Origin of the sequence: Streptomyces sp. NBC_00252, assembly GCF_036187565.1 — a bacterium.
In the GTDB taxonomy this organism is placed as follows: Bacteria; Actinomycetota; Actinomycetes; order Streptomycetales; family Streptomycetaceae; genus Streptomyces.
In genome coordinates this window covers 819996-841140 of record NZ_CP108087.1, presented here as the reverse complement: position 1 = coordinate 841140, position 21145 = coordinate 819996, and the positions used below count along the sequence as shown (strand labels likewise).

Genomic DNA, 21145 nt, shown 5'->3' with positions numbered 1-21145 from the left:
GGCGACGGGAGGCGTGTATGCACAGGCCCGGCATTCAGGTGCTGGTCAGGGCGGCGGCAGCGGTGTCGGTGGTGATCGCCGCGGCGGCATGCGGCGGTCACCAGGACTCGGCGACCACAGCTCCCTCGGCGAGCGCCTCCCCGGATACCTCCGTCTACACCGCCGAGTTGGAGAAGAGCGACCTCCCCTGGAGCGGCAGCCCCAGTCCGTACAACGCCGTGGCAAATCTCGACGACGGCCGCCGCGTGGCCCTGCACTATCTGCGCGGTAAGGGTCTCGTCGAGCAGCACTACAGTCCCCGGGCGAGAGCGTGGACCGCGCCGAAGGTCATCTACCGGACCAAGATCGACGCGTGCCAGGGCATCCACCTGCGCACCAAGAGCGGAACCGTCGCCGCGATCGCGGACTTCGGCTCCTACTGCTACGACGGGGAGCCGCCGACCGAGTCCCTCGCGGTCGTCGGCACCGGCAGTCTGGCCGAGTGGAGCGTCAACCTCACGAAGGACTTCGACGGTTGGGAGCAGGCGACCGTCTCCGAGGACGGGCAGCGGGTCGTCTTCGGGAGGGGCACCACGCTGCGGTGGAGCCGGGCCGACGGTTTCGAGCGGGAGTAACTGCCGTCAGGCAGGCGGGGTTCGGTCGTCTGCATCAACAGGCCCGACAGCACGGTGAAGCCCCAGCTGTCCCCCAACTACGCTCCTGGAGAAAGGGCTTGCCGCTGTCCCGCCGAGGCTGGCACGCTCGCCTCCTCCATCACTCCGAGCGACGGATGGTGGCCATCAAGGAGGTCCGGTGTCCAAGCGGTGGCTGTTCCTTTCGGCGGCCGCGATACTCATCGTCGTCTCCCTGGCGCTGGTGCTGCTGCCCGGCCACAAGAGCGACGACGAGGACGCGACGTCGGTGGCGGCACGCGCCGGGACCGAGCCCTCCGCCACCGTCCCAGCGTCGAACTCGCCCTCCGCGAGGGGCACTTCGAGCCCCTCTCCACGAGCTACTGCCGCCTCGAAGAAGCCGTCCCCGACGCCGACCACCCACGCGACCACCGCCCCGGCGGCCACGAAGGCTCCACAACAGGCGTCCGGTACCGCCTCGTTGGCCGGACGCATCCGCCCCGGTGTCACCTACCGGGGCCTCGCCACCTTCTACGACGCGGACGGCGGCGGCGCCTGCATGTACGACCCGAGCGGTGACGTGCTGACCGGCGCGATGAACACCACGGACTTCGAGTCGTCCAAAGCCTGCGGGGCGTACGTGTCCGTCCACGCGGCGAGCGGCGCCACCGTCACCGTCCGCATCACCAACGAATGCCCGGGGGAGTGCGCGGTCGGCCAGATCGACCTCAGCGCCCAGGCCTTCGCGAAACTCGCCGCTCCTTCGGCGGGCCGGATTCCGATCAGCTGGAACCTGGTCAGCCCCAGCACCACCGACACGATCTCGATCCGCTACAAGACCGGATCCACCCGCTACTGGTGCGGCATCCAGGCCATCGGTCACCGAAATCCCCTGGCCCGCCTGGAAGTTCGCGCCGGCAGTGGCTGGCGTCGGCTCCAGCGCGCCGACTACAACTACTTCCTCTCCGAGGACGGCAGCGGCTGCGGCGGCGCGCTCCGGCTCACCGACATCTACGGCGAGCAACTCACCGTCCCGCCACTCGCGGTGCGGGCGAACGTCACGCAGTCGACCCGGGTCCAGTTCGCCAAGCACTGATCCATTCCGGTCAGGAGGTGGGCGCGCGGAAGGCGTCGCGGGCCACCGTCCGCCGCAGCCTCTCCTCGTCCGAACTCCCGGGCGCGGCCGTCAAGATGACGATCTTCAGGTCGGAGTCGCCGTCCGTCAGGACATCGCAGTCGACCTCCACGGGTCCCACCTCGGGATGCTCGACCGTCTTGCGGTCCTCCCGGTGTGCGCCCACGGTCCCGCTCGCCCACAGTCGCGCGAACTTCGCGTTGCCCGCGGCGAGTTGACGGATCAGCTCGGCAAGGCGGACGTCCTGCGGGAAGCGGGCGGTGGCGCGCCGCAGGTCCGACACGACGGCGAGGTCCGAGGCGTCGCCGTTTCGCACGAGCACCGGCCACGCGGCGATGCGTACGTCGTCGCCGGAATCGACCGGGAACCGCTCGCGGGCGAAGTTCCGCTGCTCGGGCGGCTTCTCCGACGGGTCGCCGAGCAGCGCCGCCCACCCGGCGTTCCACCAGATCAGCTGCCAGTCGGCGGCGAACACGGCGACGGCGACATCCCCGAGCCGGTTCAGCACGCGATGCACCCCCGCCGGGAGGTGGTCCGGGATCGGCTCCTCGTTCGGCGAGACCAGCCCGGCCATGCGGTAGAGGTGATCCCGTTCCACGGCGGTCAGCTGGAGGGCCCGCGCGAGCGAGGCGACGACCTGTGCCGAGGGCGCCGTGGACCGCCCCTGTTCCAGGCGCACCACGTAGTCCACCGACACTCCGGCCCGCTCGGCGAGTTCCTCCCGCCGCAGACCGGCCGCACGCCGGGGCCGCCCGGACGGCAGCCCCACGTCCGACGGGGAAAGCCGCTCCCGCCAGGCACGGATCGTCGCCCCCAGCCCGAGCCCCTCGTGTGTCGCCATGTCCTCCATCCTGCCCCACCTGCCCTGGTACTGCCGTTCCTACGGTCGAAGCGTCCCTGGCAGAGCGGCGGCGCGGTGGGGACGATCGACGCATGACCACCACGTTCATCACCGGAGCCAACAAGGGCCTCGGCCACGAGACCGCCCGCCGTCTCCTCGCCCTCGGCCACACCGTGATCGTCGGAGCCCGTGACGAGGAGCGGGGCGCGGAGGCCGCCGCCGCACTGGGTGCGCGGTTCGTCCGTATCGACGTCACCGACGACGCCTCCGTCACGGCCGCGGCGGCCGACGTCGCCGCCCACGAGGGCGTACTCGACGTCCTGATCAACAACGCCGGTGTGCACGGCCCGCACGGCGACCCCGCCGACCTCACGGGCGCGGACGCGCTCGGCGTCTTCGACGTCAACGTCTTCGGCGTGGTCCGGACGACCACCGCGTTCCTCCCGCTGCTGCGCCGCTCGGCCGACCCCGTCGTCATCAACGTCAGCAGCGGCATGGGCTCGCTCGCCATCACCCACGACCCGGCGCGCGTCGAGTCCTCCGTCGTCGCGCCGCTGTATACCGCCTCCAAGGCGGCCCTCACCATGCTGACCACTCAATATGCCAAGGGAATCAAGGGAGTTCGCGTCAACGCCGTCGATCCCGGCTACACCGCGACCGACCTCAACGGCCACAGTGGCCCGCAGACCGTTACCGAGGGAACGGACGCGATCGTCCGGCTCGCGACCGAGGAACCCGGGGCAGGATCGGGCCGGTTCGTCGACCGTCACGGGCCCATCGACTGGTCCTGAACCTGGTCCCCGCAACACGGCCGACACAGCTTGGTTTCCCGGGGTGCTACCGGCGGTAACAACAGAGGTGTCGCGGCACGTTCCACGTGTCGAACACCTCTCCCGCACCTCCCGTACCGACCCGGAAGGCACCCCATGGAGAATTCGGCCCCCACCACGATCAGCCGACGAAGAGCCCTGACGGTGGCCGGCGGTGTCGCCGCAGGCGCCGCTCTGGCGGCGCACGCGGTACCGGCGTTCGCGGCTGGCACCTCGGACGCCGACGCCATCGTCGTCGGCCACGGCCTCGCCGGCCTCGTCGCGACCGCCGAACTGGTCGCAGCCGGAAAGAAAGTACTGCTCCTGGACCAGGAACCCGAGTCCAACCTGGGCGGCCAGGCGTTCTGGTCCTTCGGCGGGCTGTTCCTGATCGACTCCGACGAACAACGGCTCATGGGCATCAAGGACTCCCAGGAGCTGGCCTGGCAGGACTGGTTGGGCACGGCCGGCTTCGACCGAGGTGTCGACGACCCGACCGGGCAGGACTACTGGGCCCGCAAGTGGGCCGAGGCGTATGTGGACTTCGCGGCCAACGAGAAGCGGTCCTGGCTCTACGGCCTCGGCATCCGCTGGTTCCCGATCGTCGGCTGGGCCGAGCGCGGCGGCGGCCTCGCCGACGGCCACGGCAACTCGGTGCCCCGCTTCCACGTCACCTGGGGCACGGGACCGGCCGTGGTCGAGCCGTTCGAGAAGCAGGTGCGGGCCGGGGTCGCGAGCGGCAAGGTGACCTTCAAGTTCCGGTACCGCGTCGACGAGATCGTCCGCACCAACGGTGCCGTGACGGGTGTGCGCGGCGCGATCCTCGAACCCAGCACCGCCCAGCGCGGCAAGGCCACCTCCCGCACCGTGGTGGGCGACTTCCAGCTCAACGCCCCTGTGGTGATCGTGACGTCGGGCGGCATCGGCGCCAACCACGATCTCGTACGCCAGAACTGGCCCGCCCGGCTCGGCAACCCGCCCAAGACCATGATCACCGGTGTGCCCGCCTACGTGGACGGCCGGATGCTCGGCATCACCGCGTCGGCGGGCGGCCGTATCGTCAACCCCGACCGGATGTGGCACTACACCGAGGGCCTCAGGAACTACGACCCGATCTGGCCCGACCACGGCATCCGCATCCTCCCGGGACCGTCCTCGATGTGGTTCGACGCCACCGGCAAGCGGTTCTCCGCCCCCGACATGCCGGGCTACGACACCCTCCACACCCTCGGCTCGATCACCGCGAGCGGCTACGACTACTCGTGGTTCGTCACCACGAGCAAGATCATCGCGAAGGAGTTCGCGCTCTCCGGCTCGGAGCAGAACCCGGACCTCACCAACAAGGACATCCTGAAGCTGCTCTCGCGCATCTGGCAGACGCCGGAGCCGATCGAGAAGTTCAGGAAGAACGGCGTCGACTTCATCACCGCCACCACCCTCTCCGAACTCGTCCTGGGAATGAACAAGTTGACCGGCGACGGACTGATCAAACTCCCCGACCTGCAACGGCAGATCGAGGCCAGGGACCGCGAGATCGACAACCCGTACTCGAAGGACGCCCAGGTGATGGGCATCCGCAACGCCCTTTCCTACACCGGGGATTCGCTCAGCCGCACGGCCGCGATCCACAAGATCCTCGACCCGAGCGCCGGACCCCTGATCGCCGTCCGCCTCAACATCCTCACCCGCAAGACCCTGGGCGGCCTGCAGACCGACCTCTCGGGCCGCGTCCTCGACGCCACCGGCACCGCGATTCCCGGTCTGTACGCGGCCGGTGAGGTCTCCGGCTTCGGCGGCGGCGGAGTCCACGGCTACCGCTCGATGGAGGGCACCTTCCTCGGCGGCTGCCTCTTCTCCGGCCGCCAGGCGGGCCGTGCGGCGGCCGCCGCGCTCTGAGTGCCACGGCCGCTCGTCGTTCTCTCGGCAACTCGGCCGCCCTCGGGCCGAGTTGCCGGGGGAGGGAGCGGGGCTATCCCAGGACGAGCGGCAACTTGGCGGCCAGTGAGCCCAGTTGGGCCTTCTCCTCGTCGGCCGGCGCGCGCCGGCCGGTGCCGACGAGCAGCGCCGCCGTATCGGAGAACGAGGACGGGAACGCGGCACCGGCGATCCTCTCCAGCAACTCCCGTGCCCCGGCGAGCACTTCTGCCGACGGCCCCGCCGCGTCCGGGAGGTGCGCGACCAGGTCGAGATGGTGCAGGGCCCACTCCAGGACGTACGCGGAGAGGTAGTCGCCCGCGGTGAGGACCTCGTCCTGCGTGCTGACCCGGAGGTCCGGATCGGCGAGCCGGGCGGCGCGGCCCGCTGCCGAACCGACGTCGTCCAGGTGGAACTTGAGCAGCCGGGGCTCCTCGTACGCGGCGGCCAGCCGGACGATCAGCGCATCGAGCGGGTCGTCGCCGGTGGGCGGTGTCTGGGTGACTGTCCAGTAGGTGACCGCGTCGCGGGTCGGTTCCGTGTCGGCGGGAGTGACGAGGGTGATCAGGACGTCCTGGGCGTCGATGACCAGATGACAGACCAGGTCCCGTACCAGCCAGCCGGCGCAGCCCGACGGCCGCGCGAAGTCCTCGTCCGAGAGGGCCGCCACCGCTGCGAGCAGCGCCGTCCAGGAACGCGCGAAGAGATCCACGTCGGCAAGCTAGTGCGACGTCAACGCGACCGGCAAGCAACGGCGTTCACGTGGGCGTGTCACGGGATCCTGCGGTGCATGTCCGCCAGCAGGTTCCGCATGGCCATGCGGAACAGCTCGGCCTGATGGTCACCGAGGAAGGATGTGTGCCCGAACACCTCCAGGGCGACCAGGCCGTGCAGATGTCCCCACGCGCTCATGAGCAGCGCGGTCGCGGGGGCGGGCAGGTTCCCCTGGCCGTAGTGCGGCAGCTGCTCCAGGTAGCCGCGGAGTGCGGGGGAGAGCACGGGGGCGTCGATCGCGGCCAGTTGCTCCGTGCTGTACCCCGCGAACAGCTCGCGCTCGAAGATCGCGCTCATCCGGCGTGAGGCCTGCGTGGTCGGGCCGTCGGCGGGTGCGGCGTAGTCCCGGAGCGGTGTGCCGTAGAGGAGTTGGAAGCGTTCCGGGTTGGCGATGCCCCACCGGCGGTACCCCTCGGTCGCGAGCACCAGGCGGGGCAGGTCCGGATCGTCCGACGGGGCGTCGACGGCGGCCTGCACGGCATCGGCCAGGTCCTCGTACCCCTTGGTGACGAGCACCGTCACGAGGGCGTCCCGGCTCGGGAAGTAGTGGTAGAGCGCCTGCACCGTCATGCCGAGACTGCGGGCGACCGCGCGCAGGGACAGCGCCGCGGGCCCGTGTTCGGTGAGGTGGCGCTCGGCCGCGTCCACGATCTCCTGCGTCGCGGCGGCCCGGCGCCGCTCACGCAGAGAGGGCGGGGCGGTGGTGCGTTCATCGACGGCCATGAGACGACCGTACGACGCCAACTCCGTCCACGCGCCTCAAAGTTGCAAGGTGTGAGGAAAATCTAACACTGCCAAATCTTCTTGGTCCTCACTAACGTCGTGCCCGGCGACGAAGAGTGCCCCCTTTCCTCAACTCCGGCTGTTTCGCGCCTCTTTCACTGTATAGACAGCAAATTATGGATATCCAAGGAGATCAGGCGTTTTTGAACGCATAGCCGAACTGGCCATCCGCCGCTCCCGGTTGGTGCTCGTCGTCGCCGTCCTGGCTGTGGCCCTCATGGGAGTCCTGGGCGCCGGCGCCTTCGCCAAGCTGCTGGGAGGCGGCTACGACGACCCCGCCTCCCAGTCCTCCCGGGCCGAGAAGGTCATCGACCGCACATTCGGCGGGGAGACGAACCTGGTCCTGCTGGTCAGCGCCTCGGACGGCCGCGTCGACGCCCCGGCCGCGCGGCGGAGCGGCGAGGACCTGGTCGCCCGCCTCAAGAAGGACCAGAACCTCGAGAACGTCATCTCGTACTGGGACACGGGCAGTTCGGACCTCCGCTCCACGGACGGCCGTGACGCCATGGTGCTCGCCCATGTGAAGGGCAACGACACCGAGCGGGACGAGAACACGAAGAGCGTCATCGACACCTACACCGGAACCTACGAGAAGACACTCACGGTCCGGGCCGGCGGTGGTGCCGCCGTGACCAGCGGCATGGGCACCCAGTCGGCCAAGGACCTCGTCCTGGCCGAGTCCATCGCCGTACCCCTCACCCTCGTCCTGCTCCTGCTCGTCTTCGGCAGCATGATCGCGGCCCTGCTGCCGCTCGCCATCGGCACCATCGCCATCGCGGGCACCTTCGCCGAGCTGTACCTCCTCGGCAGCGTCACCGACGTCTCCGTCTTCGCGATCAACCTGACCACCGCGCTGGGCCTCGGCCTCGGCATCGACTACGCGCTGCTGATGGTCAGCCGGTTCCGCGAGCAGCTCGCGACCGGGGCGAGCGTCGACGACGCCGTACGGCGCACGGTGAGCACGGCGGGCCGTACGGTCGCGTTCTCCGCGGCGACCGTGGCCGCCGCGCTCGCCGCGCTGCTGGTGTTCCCGCAGTACTTCCTGCGCTCATTCGGCTACGCCGGTGTCGGCGTCGTCGTCATCGCCGCCGTCAGCACCCTGTTCGTCATGCCGGCCCTCTTCGCCGTCCTCGGCCACCGGGTCAACGGCGGCCGCCTGCCCTGGGCGAAGCGCGAACACTCCACCACCCGCACACCCTTCTGGGGGCGCCTGGCCGCCACCGTCATGCGGCGCCCCGCCCTCACCGCGCTGCCCGTCCTCGCGGTCCTGCTGGTCGCGGCCTCCCCGCTCCTCGGCATCACCTTCGGCACCCCGGACGAACGCGTCCTGCCCGAGAACGCCGCCAGCCGCCAGGTCTCCTCGCTCCTGCGCGAGAAGTTCCACGGCAGCGACGACTCCGCCGTCCACATCGTCATCGACACGGCCGTGAGCAAGACCCCACTGGAGTCGTACGCCACCGAACTCGCCGGGCTCAAGGGCGTCGCCCGCGTCGAGACCAGCACGGGAACCTACGGCGACGGACAGTCCGCGGCGACCGGCCCCGGCACCGCCGCCCTCGGACGGCCCGACGCCCAGCAGATCAACGTGGTGAGCACCCTGACCCCGAAATCCGACGCGGCCCAGGACCTGGTCCGGGACGTACGGGCGGTTGCCCCGCCCGCCGGAACTCGCGCCCTGGTAGGGGGAGTTGACGCCGTCCTGGTCGACTCCAAGCACTCCGTCGGCAGCCGGCTCCCGCTCGCCGTGGCCCTGGTCGCCCTCACGACCTTCCTCCTCCTCTTCCTGTTCACCGGAAGCGTCGTCCAGCCGCTGCGCGCACTGTTCCTCAACGTGGTCAGCCTCGGCGCGACCCTCGGCGTCATGACCTGGATCTTCCAGGACGGCCACCTGTCCTCGCTGCTCGGCTTCACGGCCCAGCCCATGGACGTGTCGATGACCGTGCTGATGTTCTGCATCGCCTTCGGCCTCTCCATGGACTACGAGGTCTTCGTCACCAGCCGGATCAAGGAACTCCACGACCTCGGCGAGGACAACGAGTCCGCCGTCACCAACGGCCTCGGCCACACCGGCCGCATCGTCACCGCGGCCGCCTGCCTGCTCGCGGTGAGCTTCTTCGCCTTCGGCACGGCCAAGCTCAGCTTCATGCAGCTCTTCGGCCTGGGCAGCGGGTTGGCGATCCTCATCGACGCCGTCGCCGTACGCGGCATCCTCGTCCCCGCCGCGATGCGCCTGCTCGGCCGCGCGGCCTGGTACGCGCCCGGCTTCCTGCGCCGCTTCCACGACCGGTTCGGCCTGAGCGAGGGAGGCCCGGCGCACGAGCCCGCGAACGCGCCGGCTCTGGTGGCCGAGCCGTCGTACGGGAAGAACTCGACGCAGGTCTGACCAGGGCGGATCGCTGCGGGTGAGCTGCCGCGGTTGCGACCAGTTGCGACTGAGTGCATTAGGGCTAAGATGATTAGCGCTAATGCACTCAGTCGTCTCAGTCGGTTTGGTTCGGCTGAGCCGGTTCGGTCGATTCCGTCGGAAGGACTTCCGCCCGTGGACCTACGGCAGCTCTTCGACGACCTGGTGCGCTTCGAGACCGACCTGTGGAACGGGATCGACGCCCGGCTCCGCCAGGACTGCGGAGTGACCCTGGGCGGGCTGAACGTGCTGCTGGTCGTGGAGCGCGCGGGTTCCTGCCGGGTGAACGACATAGCCGCCGCCCTCTCGATCACGGTCGGCGGCGCGAGCCAGGCCGTCGACCGACTGGAGAGAGCGGGCCACTGCACCCGGCGACCGCACCCGGCGGACCGCCGCTCCTCGATCGTCGAACTCACGGCAGGGGGAAGGGAGTTGGTGCAGGAGTCGGGACCGGTGTTCGACAGCGAACTGATGGCAAGGCTGTCCGCCCCACTCCCGCCCACGGCGCTCGGCCACCTGGCAGACGCCCTTGCCGTACTCCGCGCCACCACCCAGCGAACCCCGGCCGCAGACCCAACACCCCTGACAAAGGAGCCCTGATGAGCCCCGCACCAGTACGAGCAGTGCGCTTCGACGCATACGGCGACCGTGACGTCCTCCAGGTCGTCGAGGTGCCGATGCCTGTTCCCGCCGCAGGTGAAGTCCTCGTCGAGGTCCGCGCGGCGGGCATCAACCCCGGTGAGGCGGCGATCCGTTCGGGCGCGATGCACGACATCTTTCCCGCGACCTTCCCCTCCGGCCAGGGCAGCGACCTCGCGGGCGTGGTCGCCGAAGTGGGCGACGGCGTAACGGAGTTCAGCCCCGGCGATGAAGTCCTCGGCTTCTCCTGGCAGCGCTCGAGCCAGGCCACGCACGTCGTCGTACCGGTGTCCCAGCTCATCCTCAAGCCGGCCGCCCTGAGTTGGGAGGTGGCCGGGTCCCTCTACGTCGTCGGCTGCACCGCGTGGGCCGCCGTCGAAGCGGTCGCCCCCAAGCCCGGCGAGACCGTCGCCGTCTCCGCCGCGGCCGGCGGTGTCGGTACCGTCGTCGTCCAACTCCTCGCCGTACGCGGCGCGAAGGTCCTCGGCATCGCCTCACCCGCCAACGCCGACTGGCTCACCGCCCACGGCGCGACCCCGGCCCCGTACGGCGACCACCTCGCCGAAACCCTCACCGCGTCGGCACCCGCCGGAATCGACGCGTTCATCGACCTGTTCGGCCCCGAGTACGTCCAGCTGGCCGTGGACCTCGGCATTCCCCGCGACCGCATCGAAACGATCATCTCCTTCCAGAAGGCCCAGGAACTCGGCACGAAGAGCGCGGGCAGCGCGGACGCGTCGACCCGCGAGGTCCTCACGGAAATCGCCGAACTGGTCGCCTCGGGGCGCATCGAGATTCCCATCGCGGCCACGTACCCACTGGACGAGGTCCGCGACGCGTTCGCCGAACTGGAGCGGCGTCATACGCGGGGGAAGATCGTGTTGATTCCCTGAGGCGGGATCGCGCGGTCAGCGGCGCAGCCCCAGTGCCTCGCGTCCCGCGTACCGGGCCTGGTTGCCCAAGTCCTCCTCGATGCGGACGAGTTGGTTGTACTTGGCGGTGCGGTCGGAGCGGGAGAGGGAGCCGGTCTTGATCTGGCCGCAGCCGGTGGCGACGGCGAGGTCGGCGATGGTGGTGTCCTCGGTCTCGCCGGAGCGGTGGGACATGACGACGGTGTAGCCGGCGCGGTGGGCCGTCGCGACCGTGGCGAGGGTTTCGGTGAGGGTGCCGATCTGGTTGACCTTCACCAGGATCGAGTTGGCGATGCCGTCGCGGATGCCCGCGCTCAACAGCGTCTCGTTGGTGCAGAAGACGTCGTCGCCGGTGAGCTGGCAGCGCTCGCCGAGCCGGGCGGTCAGCGCCTGCCAGCCGGCGTGGTCGTCCTCGGCCATCGGGTCCTCGATCGACGCGACGGGGTAGCGGTCGACCAACGTCGCGAGGTAGTCGGCGTGTTGGGCCGGGGTGCGGCGGACGCCCTCGCCCGAGTAGTCGTAGACGCCGTCGTGGAAGAACTCGGACGTGGCCGGGTCCATGACGAGGGTGATGTCGGTGCCGGGCTTGTAGCCGGTCTTCTCGATGGCGTGGACGACGAAGTCGAGGGTCTCGTCGGCGGTGCGCAGATCGGGGGCGAAGCCGCCCTCGTCGCCGACGTTCACGCTGTGGCCGGCGGCGACCAGGTCGCGGCGCAGGGTGTGGAAGACCTCGGAGCCCATCCGGACGGCCTCGGCGAAGGTGGCCGCGCCGATGGGCGCGATCATGAACTCCTGGAAGTCGAGCGGATTGTCGGCGTGGGCACCGCCGTTGACGATGTTCATCATCGGCACCGGCAGCAGCCGGGCGTCGACGCCGCCGATGTAGCGGTACAGGGGCAGACGGTGGGCGGCCGCGGCCGCCTTTGCGGTGGCCAGGGAGACGCCGAGCAGGGCGTTGGCGCCGAGCCTCGACTTCGTCTCCGTACCGTCGAGTTCGATCATCGTGCGGTCCACGGTCGCCTGGCTCTCGGCGTCGAGCCCGATCACCGCGTCCGAGATGCTCTCGTTGACGGCGTCGACGGCGCGCCGAACTCCCTTGCCGTGGAAGCGGGTTGGGTCTCCGTCGCGGAGTTCGACCGCCTCCCGGGCGCCGGTTGACGCCCCCGACGGTACGGCGGCTCGGCCGAGCGAGCCGTCCTTGAGTACCACGTCCACCTCGACGGTCGGATTGCCCCGACTGTCGATGATCTCCCGTGCGACGACCCGGCTGATGACGGTCACGGTGCAGCTCCTCACGCTGGGCCCGCGTAGCCGCGGGCGGTAAGTTCCACTGAGAAACAAAGTGAGTCCTGAAAAAGAACTTACTATGGGTGCATGAGGATGCACAACGCAGACGAGACCTGCGGAATCGCCGGAGCCGCCGTGGTCCTGGGCGACTGGTGGAACGTCCTGGTCCTACGGGAGATCGCCCGCGGCCACGTCCGCTTCGACGCGCTCGCCGCCGAGATCGGCCTGTCCCGCAACGTCCTGACCGAGCGGCTCGGCCGCCTCGTCGCCCACGGCGTCCTGCGCCGCAGCCTCTACCAACGACGACCGGTCCGCTACGAGTACGTCCTCACCGACGCCGGGCGCGCACTGCTGCCCCTCCTCGTCGCCATGCAGGACTGGGGCGACCGCTGGATCCTCGGCGACGGCAGCCTCACCGCCACGGCCGACACCGACAGCGCCGAACACGCCCGCGTACACGCCCTGACCGGCACCCGCCTGCCCTCGGACCTCCAACTCCCCGGCACCCAGGGCGCCGACGTGCCCGTCGTCTCCCCGGACGCCGCCGCGACCGTGCTGTTCACCTACCCCGGCACGGGAGTCGACTGGAACGAGGAGATCCCCGGAGTCCACGGCTGCACCCTGGAAAACCGCCTCTTCCGCGACGCCTGGCCCGCCTTTCGCCGTGCGGGCGTCGACATACGCGGAATCAGCACCCAACTCCCGCACGAACAGGCGGAGTTCGCCCGCGCGGAGGACGTCCCCTACCCCCTCCTCTCCGACGCCCACCACCAACTCGACGCCGCCCTACGGCTACCCACCTTCCGCGGCGCCGGCCGCCTCCGCCACAAGCGCCTGATCCTGATCATCGACGCGGAACGGGCCGTACGGCATGCGCTGTTCCCGGTGGACGACATCCCGCATGCGGTGGCGGAGAGTCTGCGGTTGGCGGAGGGGTGCGTTCGTGGTGCTTGAGGGGGCTGGCGCTACTGAGAACTCCTGACGGAGCACGGAGGTCTGGGGGTCGCGTGAGCCGTCAGGAACTTCCGCCTCGCAGTCCGCAGTGTCACCAGCTACGCCAACCCCCCATTGCTCATGAGGAGTTGGCCGTTGACCCACTGGCCCTCCGGTGAGCAGAGGAAGTCGACGAGGTGGGCCGTGTCCTGTGGGGTGCCGAGGCGGTGGAGCGGGGTCTGGTGGAGGACCTGGGCGCGGACTTCGTCGGTCATCCAACCGGTGTCCACCGGGCCCGGGTTGATGACGTTCGCGGTGATGCCGAGGTGGGCGAGCTCGTGGGCGGCGGCCAGGGTGATGCGGTCGAGGGCGCCCTTGCTGGCGCCGTAGGGAAGGTTGTTCACGGTGTGGTCGCTGGTGAGGGCGATGATCCGGCCGGTGCCCGGGGTCGCGGTGAACCGGCGGCCGAACTCGCGGATCAGCAGCCAGGTGGCGCGGGCGTTGACCGCGAAGTGGCGGTCGAAGCTCTCCACGGTGGTGTCGAGGAGGCCGGAGTCGACCGACTCGCAGTGGCACATCACGAGGGCGGTGACGGTGCCCAGGCCGCGTTCGACCTCGTCGAAGACGTGGGCCGGGGCGTCCGGGTCGGCGAGGTCCGCCTCAACTGCCCTGGTGGCGGCGCCGTGTTGGGTCAGGGTGTCGGTGATGGCCTGGGTCGCGCCGGTCTCGGGGCCCCAGGTCATGCGTGCGTCGTAGGGGGTCCAGTAGGTGAAGGCGATGTCCCAGCCGGAGGCCGCCAGACTGCGCGCGACACCCGCGCCGATGCCTACGGTCCGCCCTACTCCGGTGATCAGGGCGAGTGGGCGGGCGGGTGGGGTGGTCGGGCTCGTCGTCATGGTCCGAGATCGTTCAGGAGCGGGGGAGGGGCGGCAACTGTGTTTTGTTGCCATAGGGTTCCGGTGCCATAGGGCCCCCTTGTAAAGGATTCCTTGACGCCGTCTCCCTGTAAAGGCATCCTTTACGTGTGACCGATACCCCTCAGACTCTCGCCGACCTCACTGGCCTGCTGGCAGAGCAGGCCGCGGTTCTGACGCGGGCGGTGGGCAGCCCGGTGGCCGCGCCCGCCTATCTGGATCTGGTTCGGCGGGCTCGCGACGTCGACGGGCTGGCGGAACAGGTGCTGAAGCTGTGTGTGCAGCAGAGCCGCGACGCCGGTCATACCTGGCAGGAGCTCGGAGACCTGCTCGGAGTCACCCGGCAGGCCGCCTTTCAGCGGTTCGGCAAACCCATTGATCCCCGTACGGGAGAACCCATGGACAAGACAGTGCGCATGACCGACGCGGGGGAGCGGGCGACCGCGATCGTCACAGCCGTTCTCGAAGGACGCATGGACGAGGCCAGGCGGTCCTTCAACGCGCAGGTGCTGGAGGCTTTTACCGATCAGGTCAGGGGTGACGGCCTCGCCGCGGTCACCGGGCTCGTCGGCGAGTTCGAGGGCTTCGGCGAGGGCGAGCCGTTCGTCCGCCGCATCGGCGACCACACGGTCGTCGACATCCCGCTGAACTACGAGGCCGGCGAGATGAAGGCCCGGGTCGCGTTCGACACGGACGAGAAGGTCGCCGGACTCTTCATCCTCCCTCCCGACACGCCATGACACCGGTAGTTGGGGACCTGGCCGTGTTCGATCCCGTGTTCGCCGGTTCCGCCGGCCTCGGGTCGTCGCCTTCCGGCCTGTGGGCCGCGATCGTGCCGTTGATCGCGATCCTCCCCGCAGTCCTCTGCATGCTCGACATCGCACGCCATCCCCGCACGCGGCAGTTCCCGCCTGGAATCTGGCTCGCCATCTGCGCCTTCGGGAACGTCTTCGGGCTCTTCGCCTACGTCAGGTTCGGGCGCAGCGAGGACGCATGACGGCGGCGGTGCCTGCCGGAAGGGATCAGCCGGCCGTCGGGTCCTGGTCGGCCGCGACGACAGCCGCCAGATCTGCACCCGCTCGGAGCAACTCCACTGTCCGCAGGGCGATGTGGTCGAGGCGGTCACGCAGGATGCGCAGGGCCTCGTCCGTGCCGTCGAGGCGGTGCAGGGAATCCACGATCGCGCGTACCGCCGGAATGCCGTAGCCGGTGTTGCGGAGGGCCGCGACGATGCGGGCCGTCCTGATGGCGGAGAGGTCGTAGCGGCGGGCTTGCAGGGAGGTCACCCGCTCGGGGGTGACGAGTCCTTCCTGTTCCCAGAAGCGGAGGGTCGACGGGCGGACACCGAGGGCTCTGGAGAGTTCGGTGATCGTCATCGCGTCGCTGTCCTGCTCGAACTCCGGTGTGTCCGCCTCTGTCTGGATCGCGCGCAGTGCTTGTTCGGCGAGCAGCGCCTCCTCGCGTTCGCGCGCGAGCCGCACATGGACCTCGTTGATCGCCGAGGCCGCCTCCGTGATCGTCCCCGTGCGCAGCTCGGCGAGCAACTTCCTTGCCACGACCGGCCCGACAGCACCCGCGAGTCCTCGATAGGCGCGCAGGGCGTGGATGTGCAGCGGTGTGTAGGCGCGGTAACCGTTGCCCATCCTGGCAGCTGCCGGGATGACTCCCGACTTCTCCAGGTCGCGCACCTGTTGGACCGAATACCCCGACTCGCGGGCGACATCGGCGGTGCGAAGGGTTCCCCGCCGCCCACCGCTCATCGGCTCGTTCATCCGCCAACCCCACATAAGCACTTGAAGGTCATGCTTGAACCATGAGTATGGAACAGATCATCGCGACCGTACGAGATTTCGGCGGCGCCCTCGTGGTCGTGCCGGAACCGGGCGGCGACTTCCCCGAACTCGCCTGGGGAGACGCCTTCTTCTACTACGCCCCCGACGGGCAACTGCCGAAGAACGTCCAGCCGTACGGCACCGTCGTCACCAAGAACTACCCCGACGACACCGCCTCCGACCTCGACCTCCCGGATCGCCGGCGCGTGAACATCCACGTGGACCGGACGACGTTCCGCGAACTCACGGGGGAGGAGCCGGGCCGTCTCGACCGGATCTACGACTACGCCGTCACCGACTGCGTGATGCCGCACCCGGTGTACGGGGCCCTCGGGTGGATCTCTGTCGTCAACCCCGCAGAGAAGACAGGGGAGTTGGTCGTGAAGTTGTTGCGTGGTGCCCATGAGGACGCCCGGGCGAGGTTCGCGCGACGGCAGGAACACGGACGGTAGTCCGCCTCGGTCGCCGCTCCGCGATTCGTCACGCGCGCTTCTCGGGGGCTCTCGCCAGACGTGTCTCTACGGTCGCAGCGGTGACGGCGGCAGAAATGGCCAAGAGGCCGACGATCAGCGGGAGTCGGACGGTCACGCCGGTCAGGGAGCCTGCCAGCGCCGTGCCTGCGGAGCCGGACGTGATCTTCAACGCCGCTACCCAGATGAAGACTTGGCTGCGCGCGGTGCTCGGCGCGTACTCCGTGCGGGCCGCGAGCGTGGAGGCGAAGAAGAAGGAGTTGAGGATGCCGGTGAGCGCGTAGGCGGCGACGGAGATCGCGAAGGCGGGGCTCGCGGTGACGGTGAGGAGGCCGGCGACGACGCCCAGGGCGAGGCGGCGCATCAGCCGGTCCGGGGCGCCGGTGAGGGGGAAGACCATGACGGCTATGGATCCGGTGAGGTTGCCGAGGCCGTAGGCGGCGGTCAGCACGGCTGCGGTGGCCGGTTCGATGCCGAGGATCCTCGTCATGTGGACGGCGGTGATCGGCAGCGCGGCGACACTCAGGGCGACGATCATCGTCAGGTAGACGGTCCGCCGAAGGTGCCCGGTGCGGGCGATCAGCGCGAGGGTCGCACCCGGCTTGAGGATCGCCGTCCTGTCGCCGCCGTGTGTCGGCTCGGCGAACGGCAGGAGCAGTACGGCGCCCGCCGCCGCGACGGTTCCCACCGCGAGGGCGAGCGCTGCCGCGGTGGGTGAGACCCAGGCGGAGAGGGCCGCCACCAGGGACGGGCCGACGGTGCCGCCGATGCCGTAGGTGGCGACGTCCCAGCCCTGCGCCCTTCGCTGCGTGCGGAGTTGGGGTCCGACGATGGCCGGCAGACGGCTGCTGATGCCCCCGGTCAGCAACGGTCCGCACGTGCCGGCCGTCGCCAGCAGTACCCCGGTCACTACGGCGGGTGCGTGCCCGTATGTCAGCACTCCTGCGGCGAGCGCGGTGGCGTATAGCAGGCAGGCTGCCGCGAGCACCTTCCGGCCGTCCCGTGCGAGGTCCAACGGCCTTGCCACGAAAGGGCCGAGGAGGTGCGGGGCGGTGATGCAGGCCCCGAGTATCCCGGCGAGCGTTCCGGAGCCGCCGGACGAGGTGACCAGGAGGACGACGGCCACCACCGCCCCGCCGTCGGCTGTGCGGGCCAGGGCCGCGGCCACGACGTAGCGGGCGAGGCCGCGGCCACCGATTCCGGGCGAGGGCAGGGCTTCCCGCGCCCTCGGGACCCCTGGGGGCCTCTCAAGGTCCTTACTCCTAGGCGTACTTGATGCGTGCTGCCGGTTCATCGGGTTCGTGTTCAGGACGTGAGTCCGGCGGCGTCCAGCGCTGTTACGACCTCCTGGCGGGCGGCCTCGTCCAGGCTCCGCAGGGGACGCGGCAGGTTCGGTTCGCCGACCAGGCCGAGGTGCGAGGCGGCGGCGGAGATGACGCGCAGGCTGCCGTGGCGGCGGAACAGGGTCCACAACGGTTCGAGCCGGTCGGACAGTTCGGCCGCCTGGTCCGCTTGGCCGGCCTGGGCGGCGCGGACGATGGCGAGAGCCGTCTGCGGGAAGGTGCCGCCGAGAACCGAATACCAGGCGTCGCAACCGGAGTTCAGGCCTCGGGCCGCCGTCCAGTCGCCGCTCACCCCGATCGTCACGGTGTCGGGGATCAGCGCTCGGAGTGCGGCGACGCGGAGTTCGGCCTCGCGCGGGTCGTCGGGCACGCCGGGAATCTTGATCGAGCCGACGTTCGGCAACTGGGCGATGCGGCCGTGGAGTTCGTCAGTGAAGCGCACATGCGTGGTGCCCGGGTTGTCGTAGACGCACAGCGGCACGGACAGCTCCCGCGTGACGTCCTCGTACAGGCCGAATACCTCGTCCTCGGTGAGGAGTTGGTACGTCATGGGGGCGAGCAGTACTCCGGAGGCGCCCGCCTTCTGTGCGTCCTCGGCCAGCTCCAGCACCTGCGAGGTGCGCAGCGCGCCGATGCCGACGATGACGGGGACCCCGTCGGCGGCCTTGACCGCGATCCTCGCGGCCCGGGCGCGCTGCTCCCGGGTGAGATAGGCGTAGCCGCCGGTGGAGCCGAGCGCGCCGATGGAGTCCACACCGGCGGCGGAGAGGCGGGCGACGAGCGCCGCGTACGCCGTCTCGTCGATGCCCTGCTCCGTGGTGGGTGTGAGGGGGAAGGCACTCAGGCCGCGGAACATGGAGGCTCCTCGAGTTGGGGGGAGGGTGGGGAATCGGGCTGGTGGGCTTGTCAGCTGGGCGTCCAACCGGCCGTAGTGCTGGTCGATGAGCGCAACTCCGCCACGACAGCGGCCAGTTCGGCGGCGAACTCCTCGGCCTGCGGTTCGGTGAGGGTGGAGGAGGTGATCCGGATCGCGCCCTGGTGGGCTGCCGGGTCCGGGGTGAAGAGATGGCCTGGTCGTACCGCCCAGCCTCGCTGTGCCAGGGCCGCGACCGTGGCACGTCCGTCGACGTCGAGGTCGACCCATACGTTCAACCCGTCGGGTTGGTAGGGGACTTCGATGCCGTGAGATCGGAGTTGCTCGACGAGCAGGGCGCTGCGTCGGGCGTAGAACTCGCGGGCCCGTTCGTGGAGTTCGTGGACGCGGGGGTCCAACAGGAGTTCGCGTGCGGTGTGTTGCAGCAGGTGGCTGACCCAGGTGGTGCCGGCGCTGAGCCGTGCCTCCAGGCGCGCGGTGGTCTCGGCGTCGGCGGCGACGATGGCGAGACGTAGATCAGGGCCGAGGAACTTGGACACGGAACGGACCAGCGCCCAGCGTGCGCTGCTCGGTGGTGTGATGCGGTGGTACGGGCGCGCGGAGACCGCCGAGAAGTGGTCGTCCTCGATGACCAGGACCCGGGGATGCTCGGCCAATACTGCGCGCAGGTCGGCGGCCCGTTCCTCGGTGAGGCCGGCACCGGTCGGGTTGTGGGCGCGGGGTGTGCAGACGACCGCGCGGGCACCGGCCTCCAGGGCGGCTCGCAGCGCGTCGGGGCGCATGCCCGCGCCGTCGACGCGGACGGGCGCCGAGCGGTAGCCGTTCAGGCGCAGGGTGCCGATGCTCGCGAGGAAGCACGGGTCCTCGATGGCGACCAGGTCCCCGCGGGTGAGGTGGGCGTTCAGCAGGCGCTCGGTGGCGTCCACCGCCCCGTGCGTCACCAGCGTGCGGAACGCGTGGTCGATGTCCTCGGCGAAGTCGGCACGGGCCCAGGCGTCCAAGCCGGCGTCGAGGGCGGGGGCGCCGTACAGCGGCCGGCTGTAGCTGCCGCTGCGGGCGGCGGCCAGGATGTCGGGCAGCAGGCTCGGGTCGGGGTTGCCGCTGGCCAGGTCGACGCAGTCGGCGCCGACGCCGACACCCTCGCGCGCGAGCTGCGGTACGGCCGCGACGACCGTCCCGCCGCGACCCCGCGTCTCGGCCACCCCCGCCTCGACCAGCCGCCGGTACGCGAGGGCGACCGTGTTCCGGTTCACCCCCAACTCGGCCGCGAGGACACGTACCGGGGGAAGACCCACCTGCGGCGCCAACTCGCCCGAGGCGACCTGATCCCGCACGCTTCCGGCGATCTCCGCCGCGGTGGTGCCCTTGATGCGCACGTGATTCAGCTCCGCCCGACCCGTAGGTTTCGTCCTATGCCAAAGTTTGTCCTAGGCCAAAGATAGATCACGGGTGGGGGATGACACCAGGGGGTCGGTCAGGGGGCGGGTACCAACTCGGCGACCGCCTCGACCGCCTGGTCGAGTTCGGCCTCGGTGTTGTAGTAGTGCGGGGAAAGCCGCACCAAGGGGTGGACGCCCCGGTTCTCGGTGTCGAGCTGGGAGTGTTCGGCCACCGTCGTGGAGACGTTGATGCCCTGCTTCGCGAGCGCCGCGGCGACATCGGCCGTAGGGACGGCGTCGACCTTCATCGTGACGATGGCGCAGCGGTCGCGGCCGAGGTCGTAGGTGGTGACACCGGGCAGCGCGTCGAGGCGGGCGCGCAGATCCGCGCCGAGGGCGACGGTGCGGCGGCCGATGGCGTCCATGCCGAGTTCCAGGGCCTGTTGGACGGCCTCGCTCAGGCCGAGGACGTTGGAGTAGCTGACTTCCCAGGTCTCGAAGCGCCGGGCGCCGTCGTGCCAGTGGAAGCCGCGCTTGCCGTCCCAGGTCGCGGCCTCGATCTCGGTGACGTGCGGGTCCAGGTACTCCAGGGCCTCGGGACGCACCCACAGGAAGCCCGTGCCGCGCGGGCCGCGCAGGAACTTGCGGCCGGTCGCGGTGAGCATGTCGCAGCCGATCTCGGCGACGTCGACCGGGAACTGGCCGACGGACTGGGTGGCGTCCAGCAGGAAGGGGACGCCGGCCGCGCGGGTGATCCGGCCGATCTCGGCCGCCGGGTTGACCAGGCCGCCGCTGGTGGGGATGTGGGTGACGCCGACGAGCTTGGTCCGCTCGTCGATCAGGTCGGCCAGGGCCGCGGTGTCGAGCTGCCCGTCCTCGTCGTCCGGCACGACGACGATCTCGGCGCCGTGCCGCCGGGCGGTCTGCAGATAGGCGAGCACACTGCTGCCGTACTCGTCCCGGCCGGTGAGGATGCGGTCGCCGGGCTTGAACGTCATGGAGTAGAAGGCCGCGTTCCACGCGTGGGTGGAGTTGTCGAACAGGGCGATCTCCTCGGCCTGTCCGCCCACCAGCCGGGCGATGTGCCCGTGGGTGGCGTCGATGCGGTCCCGTTCCTGATCGGCGGCCTCGTAACCGCCGATGGCCGCCTCCAGCTCCAGGTGGGAGGTCATGGCGTCGAGCGTTCTGCGGGAGAGGAGACCGGCGCCCGCGTTGTTGAGGTGTACCCGGTTCATGGTGCCCGGGGTGTCCTGGCGGAGCGCGTCGATGTCCATGTCCTCTGCTTCCCGTGT

The 21145-nt window shown here is 70.1% G+C and carries 21 protein-coding genes; 11 read left to right on the top strand and 10 right to left on the bottom strand.

All coding sequences use genetic code 11. The annotated features are described in order from the left end of the window. Positions 1-17 precede the first annotated feature (17 nt). On the top strand, positions 18-614 hold the full coding sequence (locus OHT77_RS03705) for a hypothetical protein (RefSeq protein WP_328826509.1): 597 nt from the start codon (positions 18-20) through the stop codon (positions 612-614). Between the two features lie 178 nt (positions 615-792). After that, positions 793-1707 (top strand): expansin EXLX1 family cellulose-binding protein, encoded by a 915-nt coding sequence (locus OHT77_RS03700; RefSeq protein ID WP_328826508.1) that lies wholly within the window; start codon positions 793-795, stop codon positions 1705-1707. Between the two features lie 10 nt (positions 1708-1717). Here the strand turns inward: OHT77_RS03700 and OHT77_RS03695 are convergent, their stop codons facing one another. After that, a complete protein-coding gene (locus tag OHT77_RS03695; protein ID WP_328826507.1) occupies positions 1718-2596 on the bottom strand; it encodes a helix-turn-helix transcriptional regulator in 879 nt (292 codons plus the stop codon). A gap of 83 nt (positions 2597-2679) precedes the next feature. On the opposite strand from OHT77_RS03695, the gene OHT77_RS03690 reads away from it, so the two are divergent. Together OHT77_RS03690 and OHT77_RS03685 are read left to right on the top strand one after the other, a co-directional pair. Then, a complete protein-coding gene (locus OHT77_RS03690; RefSeq protein WP_328826506.1) occupies positions 2680-3378 on the top strand; it encodes an SDR family NAD(P)-dependent oxidoreductase in 699 nt (232 codons plus the stop codon). Positions 3379-3513: 135 nt separating this feature from the next. Beyond that, positions 3514-5292: an FAD-binding dehydrogenase gene (locus OHT77_RS03685; RefSeq protein WP_328826504.1), complete on the top strand. Its 1779-nt coding sequence runs from the start codon at positions 3514-3516 to the stop codon at positions 5290-5292. A gap of 73 nt (positions 5293-5365) precedes the next feature. Here the strand turns inward: OHT77_RS03685 and OHT77_RS03680 are convergent, their stop codons facing one another. Together OHT77_RS03680 and OHT77_RS03675 are read right to left on the bottom strand one after the other, a co-directional pair. After that, the gene (locus OHT77_RS03680; protein ID WP_328826503.1) at positions 5366-6022 is read right to left on the bottom strand and encodes a maleylpyruvate isomerase N-terminal domain-containing protein; all 657 of its coding nucleotides are present in this window, start codon (positions 6020-6022) and stop codon (positions 5366-5368) included. A 59-nt stretch (positions 6023-6081) separates the two neighbouring features. Next, complete coding sequence (locus OHT77_RS03675; RefSeq protein ID WP_328826501.1) at positions 6082-6807, bottom strand: TetR/AcrR family transcriptional regulator; 726 nt, start codon at positions 6805-6807, stop codon at positions 6082-6084. A 211-nt stretch (positions 6808-7018) separates the two neighbouring features. Between OHT77_RS03675 and OHT77_RS03670 the strand changes: the two genes are divergently transcribed. The 3 genes from OHT77_RS03670 (at position 7019) to OHT77_RS03660 (ending at position 10803) form a co-directional block, all read left to right on the top strand. Then, positions 7019-9250: an MMPL family transporter gene (locus OHT77_RS03670; protein WP_328834140.1), complete on the top strand. Its 2232-nt coding sequence runs from the start codon at positions 7019-7021 to the stop codon at positions 9248-9250. A gap of 156 nt (positions 9251-9406) precedes the next feature. Next, positions 9407-9871 (top strand): MarR family winged helix-turn-helix transcriptional regulator, encoded by a 465-nt coding sequence (locus tag OHT77_RS03665; protein WP_328826500.1) that lies wholly within the window; start codon positions 9407-9409, stop codon positions 9869-9871. After that, the gene (locus tag OHT77_RS03660) at positions 9871-10803 is read left to right on the top strand and encodes an NADP-dependent oxidoreductase (RefSeq protein ID WP_328826499.1); all 933 of its coding nucleotides are present in this window, start codon (positions 9871-9873) and stop codon (positions 10801-10803) included. Before OHT77_RS03665 ends, OHT77_RS03660 begins: the two co-directional genes overlap by 1 nt. Before the next feature lie 15 nt (positions 10804-10818). Here the strand turns inward: OHT77_RS03660 and eno are convergent, their stop codons facing one another. Continuing rightward, positions 10819-12102, bottom strand: coding sequence for a phosphopyruvate hydratase (gene eno / locus OHT77_RS03655; protein ID WP_328826498.1), 1284 nt, complete (start codon positions 12100-12102; stop codon positions 10819-10821). A gap of 93 nt (positions 12103-12195) precedes the next feature. On the opposite strand from eno, the gene OHT77_RS03650 reads away from it, so the two are divergent. Then, on the top strand, positions 12196-13062 hold the full coding sequence (locus OHT77_RS03650) for a winged helix-turn-helix transcriptional regulator (protein ID WP_328826497.1): 867 nt from the start codon (positions 12196-12198) through the stop codon (positions 13060-13062). A 98-nt stretch (positions 13063-13160) separates the two neighbouring features. Here OHT77_RS03650 and OHT77_RS03645 read toward each other — a convergent pair whose 3' ends face one another. After that, positions 13161-13937, bottom strand: coding sequence for an SDR family oxidoreductase (locus OHT77_RS03645; protein ID WP_328826496.1), 777 nt, complete (start codon positions 13935-13937; stop codon positions 13161-13163). Between the two features lie 128 nt (positions 13938-14065). Between OHT77_RS03645 and OHT77_RS03640 the strand changes: the two genes are divergently transcribed. Both OHT77_RS03640 and OHT77_RS03635 read left to right on the top strand, forming a co-directional pair. Then, positions 14066-14695 (top strand): DUF3887 domain-containing protein, encoded by a 630-nt coding sequence (locus OHT77_RS03640; protein ID WP_328826495.1) that lies wholly within the window; start codon positions 14066-14068, stop codon positions 14693-14695. Between the two features lie 23 nt (positions 14696-14718). After that, positions 14719-14952 (top strand): PLDc N-terminal domain-containing protein, encoded by a 234-nt coding sequence (locus OHT77_RS03635; protein WP_328826494.1) that lies wholly within the window; start codon positions 14719-14721, stop codon positions 14950-14952. A gap of 25 nt (positions 14953-14977) precedes the next feature. On the opposite strand, the gene OHT77_RS03630 is transcribed toward OHT77_RS03635, so the two are convergent. Beyond that, positions 14978-15727, bottom strand: a complete 750-nt coding sequence (locus OHT77_RS03630) for a MerR family transcriptional regulator (RefSeq protein ID WP_328826493.1) — start codon at positions 15725-15727, stop codon at positions 14978-14980. A gap of 47 nt (positions 15728-15774) precedes the next feature. Between OHT77_RS03630 and OHT77_RS03625 the strand changes: the two genes are divergently transcribed. Further along, complete coding sequence (locus OHT77_RS03625; protein WP_328834139.1) at positions 15775-16239, top strand: DUF6194 family protein; 465 nt, start codon at positions 15775-15777, stop codon at positions 16237-16239. 28 nt (positions 16240-16267) lie between these two features. On the opposite strand, the gene OHT77_RS03620 is transcribed toward OHT77_RS03625, so the two are convergent. From OHT77_RS03620 to OHT77_RS03605, 4 genes are all read right to left on the bottom strand, one after another. Continuing rightward, positions 16268-17425 carry an MFS transporter gene (locus tag OHT77_RS03620; protein WP_328826492.1) on the bottom strand — a complete coding sequence of 386 codons (1158 nt, stop codon included), beginning with the start codon at positions 17423-17425 and terminating at the stop codon, positions 16268-16270. Positions 17426-17562: 137 nt separating this feature from the next. After that, the gene (locus OHT77_RS03615; protein WP_328826491.1) at positions 17563-18456 is read right to left on the bottom strand and encodes a dihydrodipicolinate synthase family protein; all 894 of its coding nucleotides are present in this window, start codon (positions 18454-18456) and stop codon (positions 17563-17565) included. A gap of 50 nt (positions 18457-18506) precedes the next feature. Continuing rightward, the gene (locus OHT77_RS03610; RefSeq protein WP_328826490.1) at positions 18507-19850 is read right to left on the bottom strand and encodes an aminotransferase class I/II-fold pyridoxal phosphate-dependent enzyme; all 1344 of its coding nucleotides are present in this window, start codon (positions 19848-19850) and stop codon (positions 18507-18509) included. A 98-nt stretch (positions 19851-19948) separates the two neighbouring features. Then, on the bottom strand, positions 19949-21127 hold the full coding sequence (locus OHT77_RS03605; RefSeq protein WP_328826489.1) for an aminotransferase class V-fold PLP-dependent enzyme: 1179 nt from the start codon (positions 21125-21127) through the stop codon (positions 19949-19951). Between the last annotated feature and the right edge of the window lie 18 nt (positions 21128-21145).

What these genes read in the sequence shown, in the direction of transcription:
- OHT77_RS03690 (WP_328826506.1), top strand. Translation starts at nt 2,680, where the DNA reads ATGACCACCACGTTCATCACCGGAGCCAACAAGGGCCTCGGCCACGAG.
- OHT77_RS03685 (WP_328826504.1), top strand. Translation starts at nt 3,514, where the DNA reads ATGGAGAATTCGGCCCCCACCACGATCAGCCGACGAAGAGCCCTGACG.
- OHT77_RS03630 (WP_328826493.1), bottom strand. Translation starts at nt 15,727, where the DNA reads ATGAACGAGCCGATGAGCGGTGGGCGGCGGGGAACCCTTCGCACCGCC.
- OHT77_RS03650 (WP_328826497.1), top strand. Translation starts at nt 12,196, where the DNA reads ATGAGGATGCACAACGCAGACGAGACCTGCGGAATCGCCGGAGCCGCC.
- OHT77_RS03695 (WP_328826507.1), bottom strand. Translation starts at nt 2,596, where the DNA reads ATGGAGGACATGGCGACACACGAGGGGCTCGGGCTGGGGGCGACGATC.
- OHT77_RS03705 (WP_328826509.1), top strand. Translation starts at nt 18, where the DNA reads ATGCACAGGCCCGGCATTCAGGTGCTGGTCAGGGCGGCGGCAGCGGTG.
- OHT77_RS03625 (WP_328834139.1), top strand. Translation starts at nt 15,775, where the DNA reads ATGGAACAGATCATCGCGACCGTACGAGATTTCGGCGGCGCCCTCGTG.
- OHT77_RS03645 (WP_328826496.1), bottom strand. Translation starts at nt 13,937, where the DNA reads ATGACGACGAGCCCGACCACCCCACCCGCCCGCCCACTCGCCCTGATC.
- OHT77_RS03675 (WP_328826501.1), bottom strand. Translation starts at nt 6,807, where the DNA reads ATGGCCGTCGATGAACGCACCACCGCCCCGCCCTCTCTGCGTGAGCGG.
- OHT77_RS03615 (WP_328826491.1), bottom strand. Translation starts at nt 18,456, where the DNA reads ATGTTCCGCGGCCTGAGTGCCTTCCCCCTCACACCCACCACGGAGCAG.
- OHT77_RS03605 (WP_328826489.1), bottom strand. Translation starts at nt 21,127, where the DNA reads ATGGACATCGACGCGCTCCGCCAGGACACCCCGGGCACCATGAACCGG.
- OHT77_RS03660 (WP_328826499.1), top strand. Translation starts at nt 9,871, where the DNA reads ATGAGCCCCGCACCAGTACGAGCAGTGCGCTTCGACGCATACGGCGAC.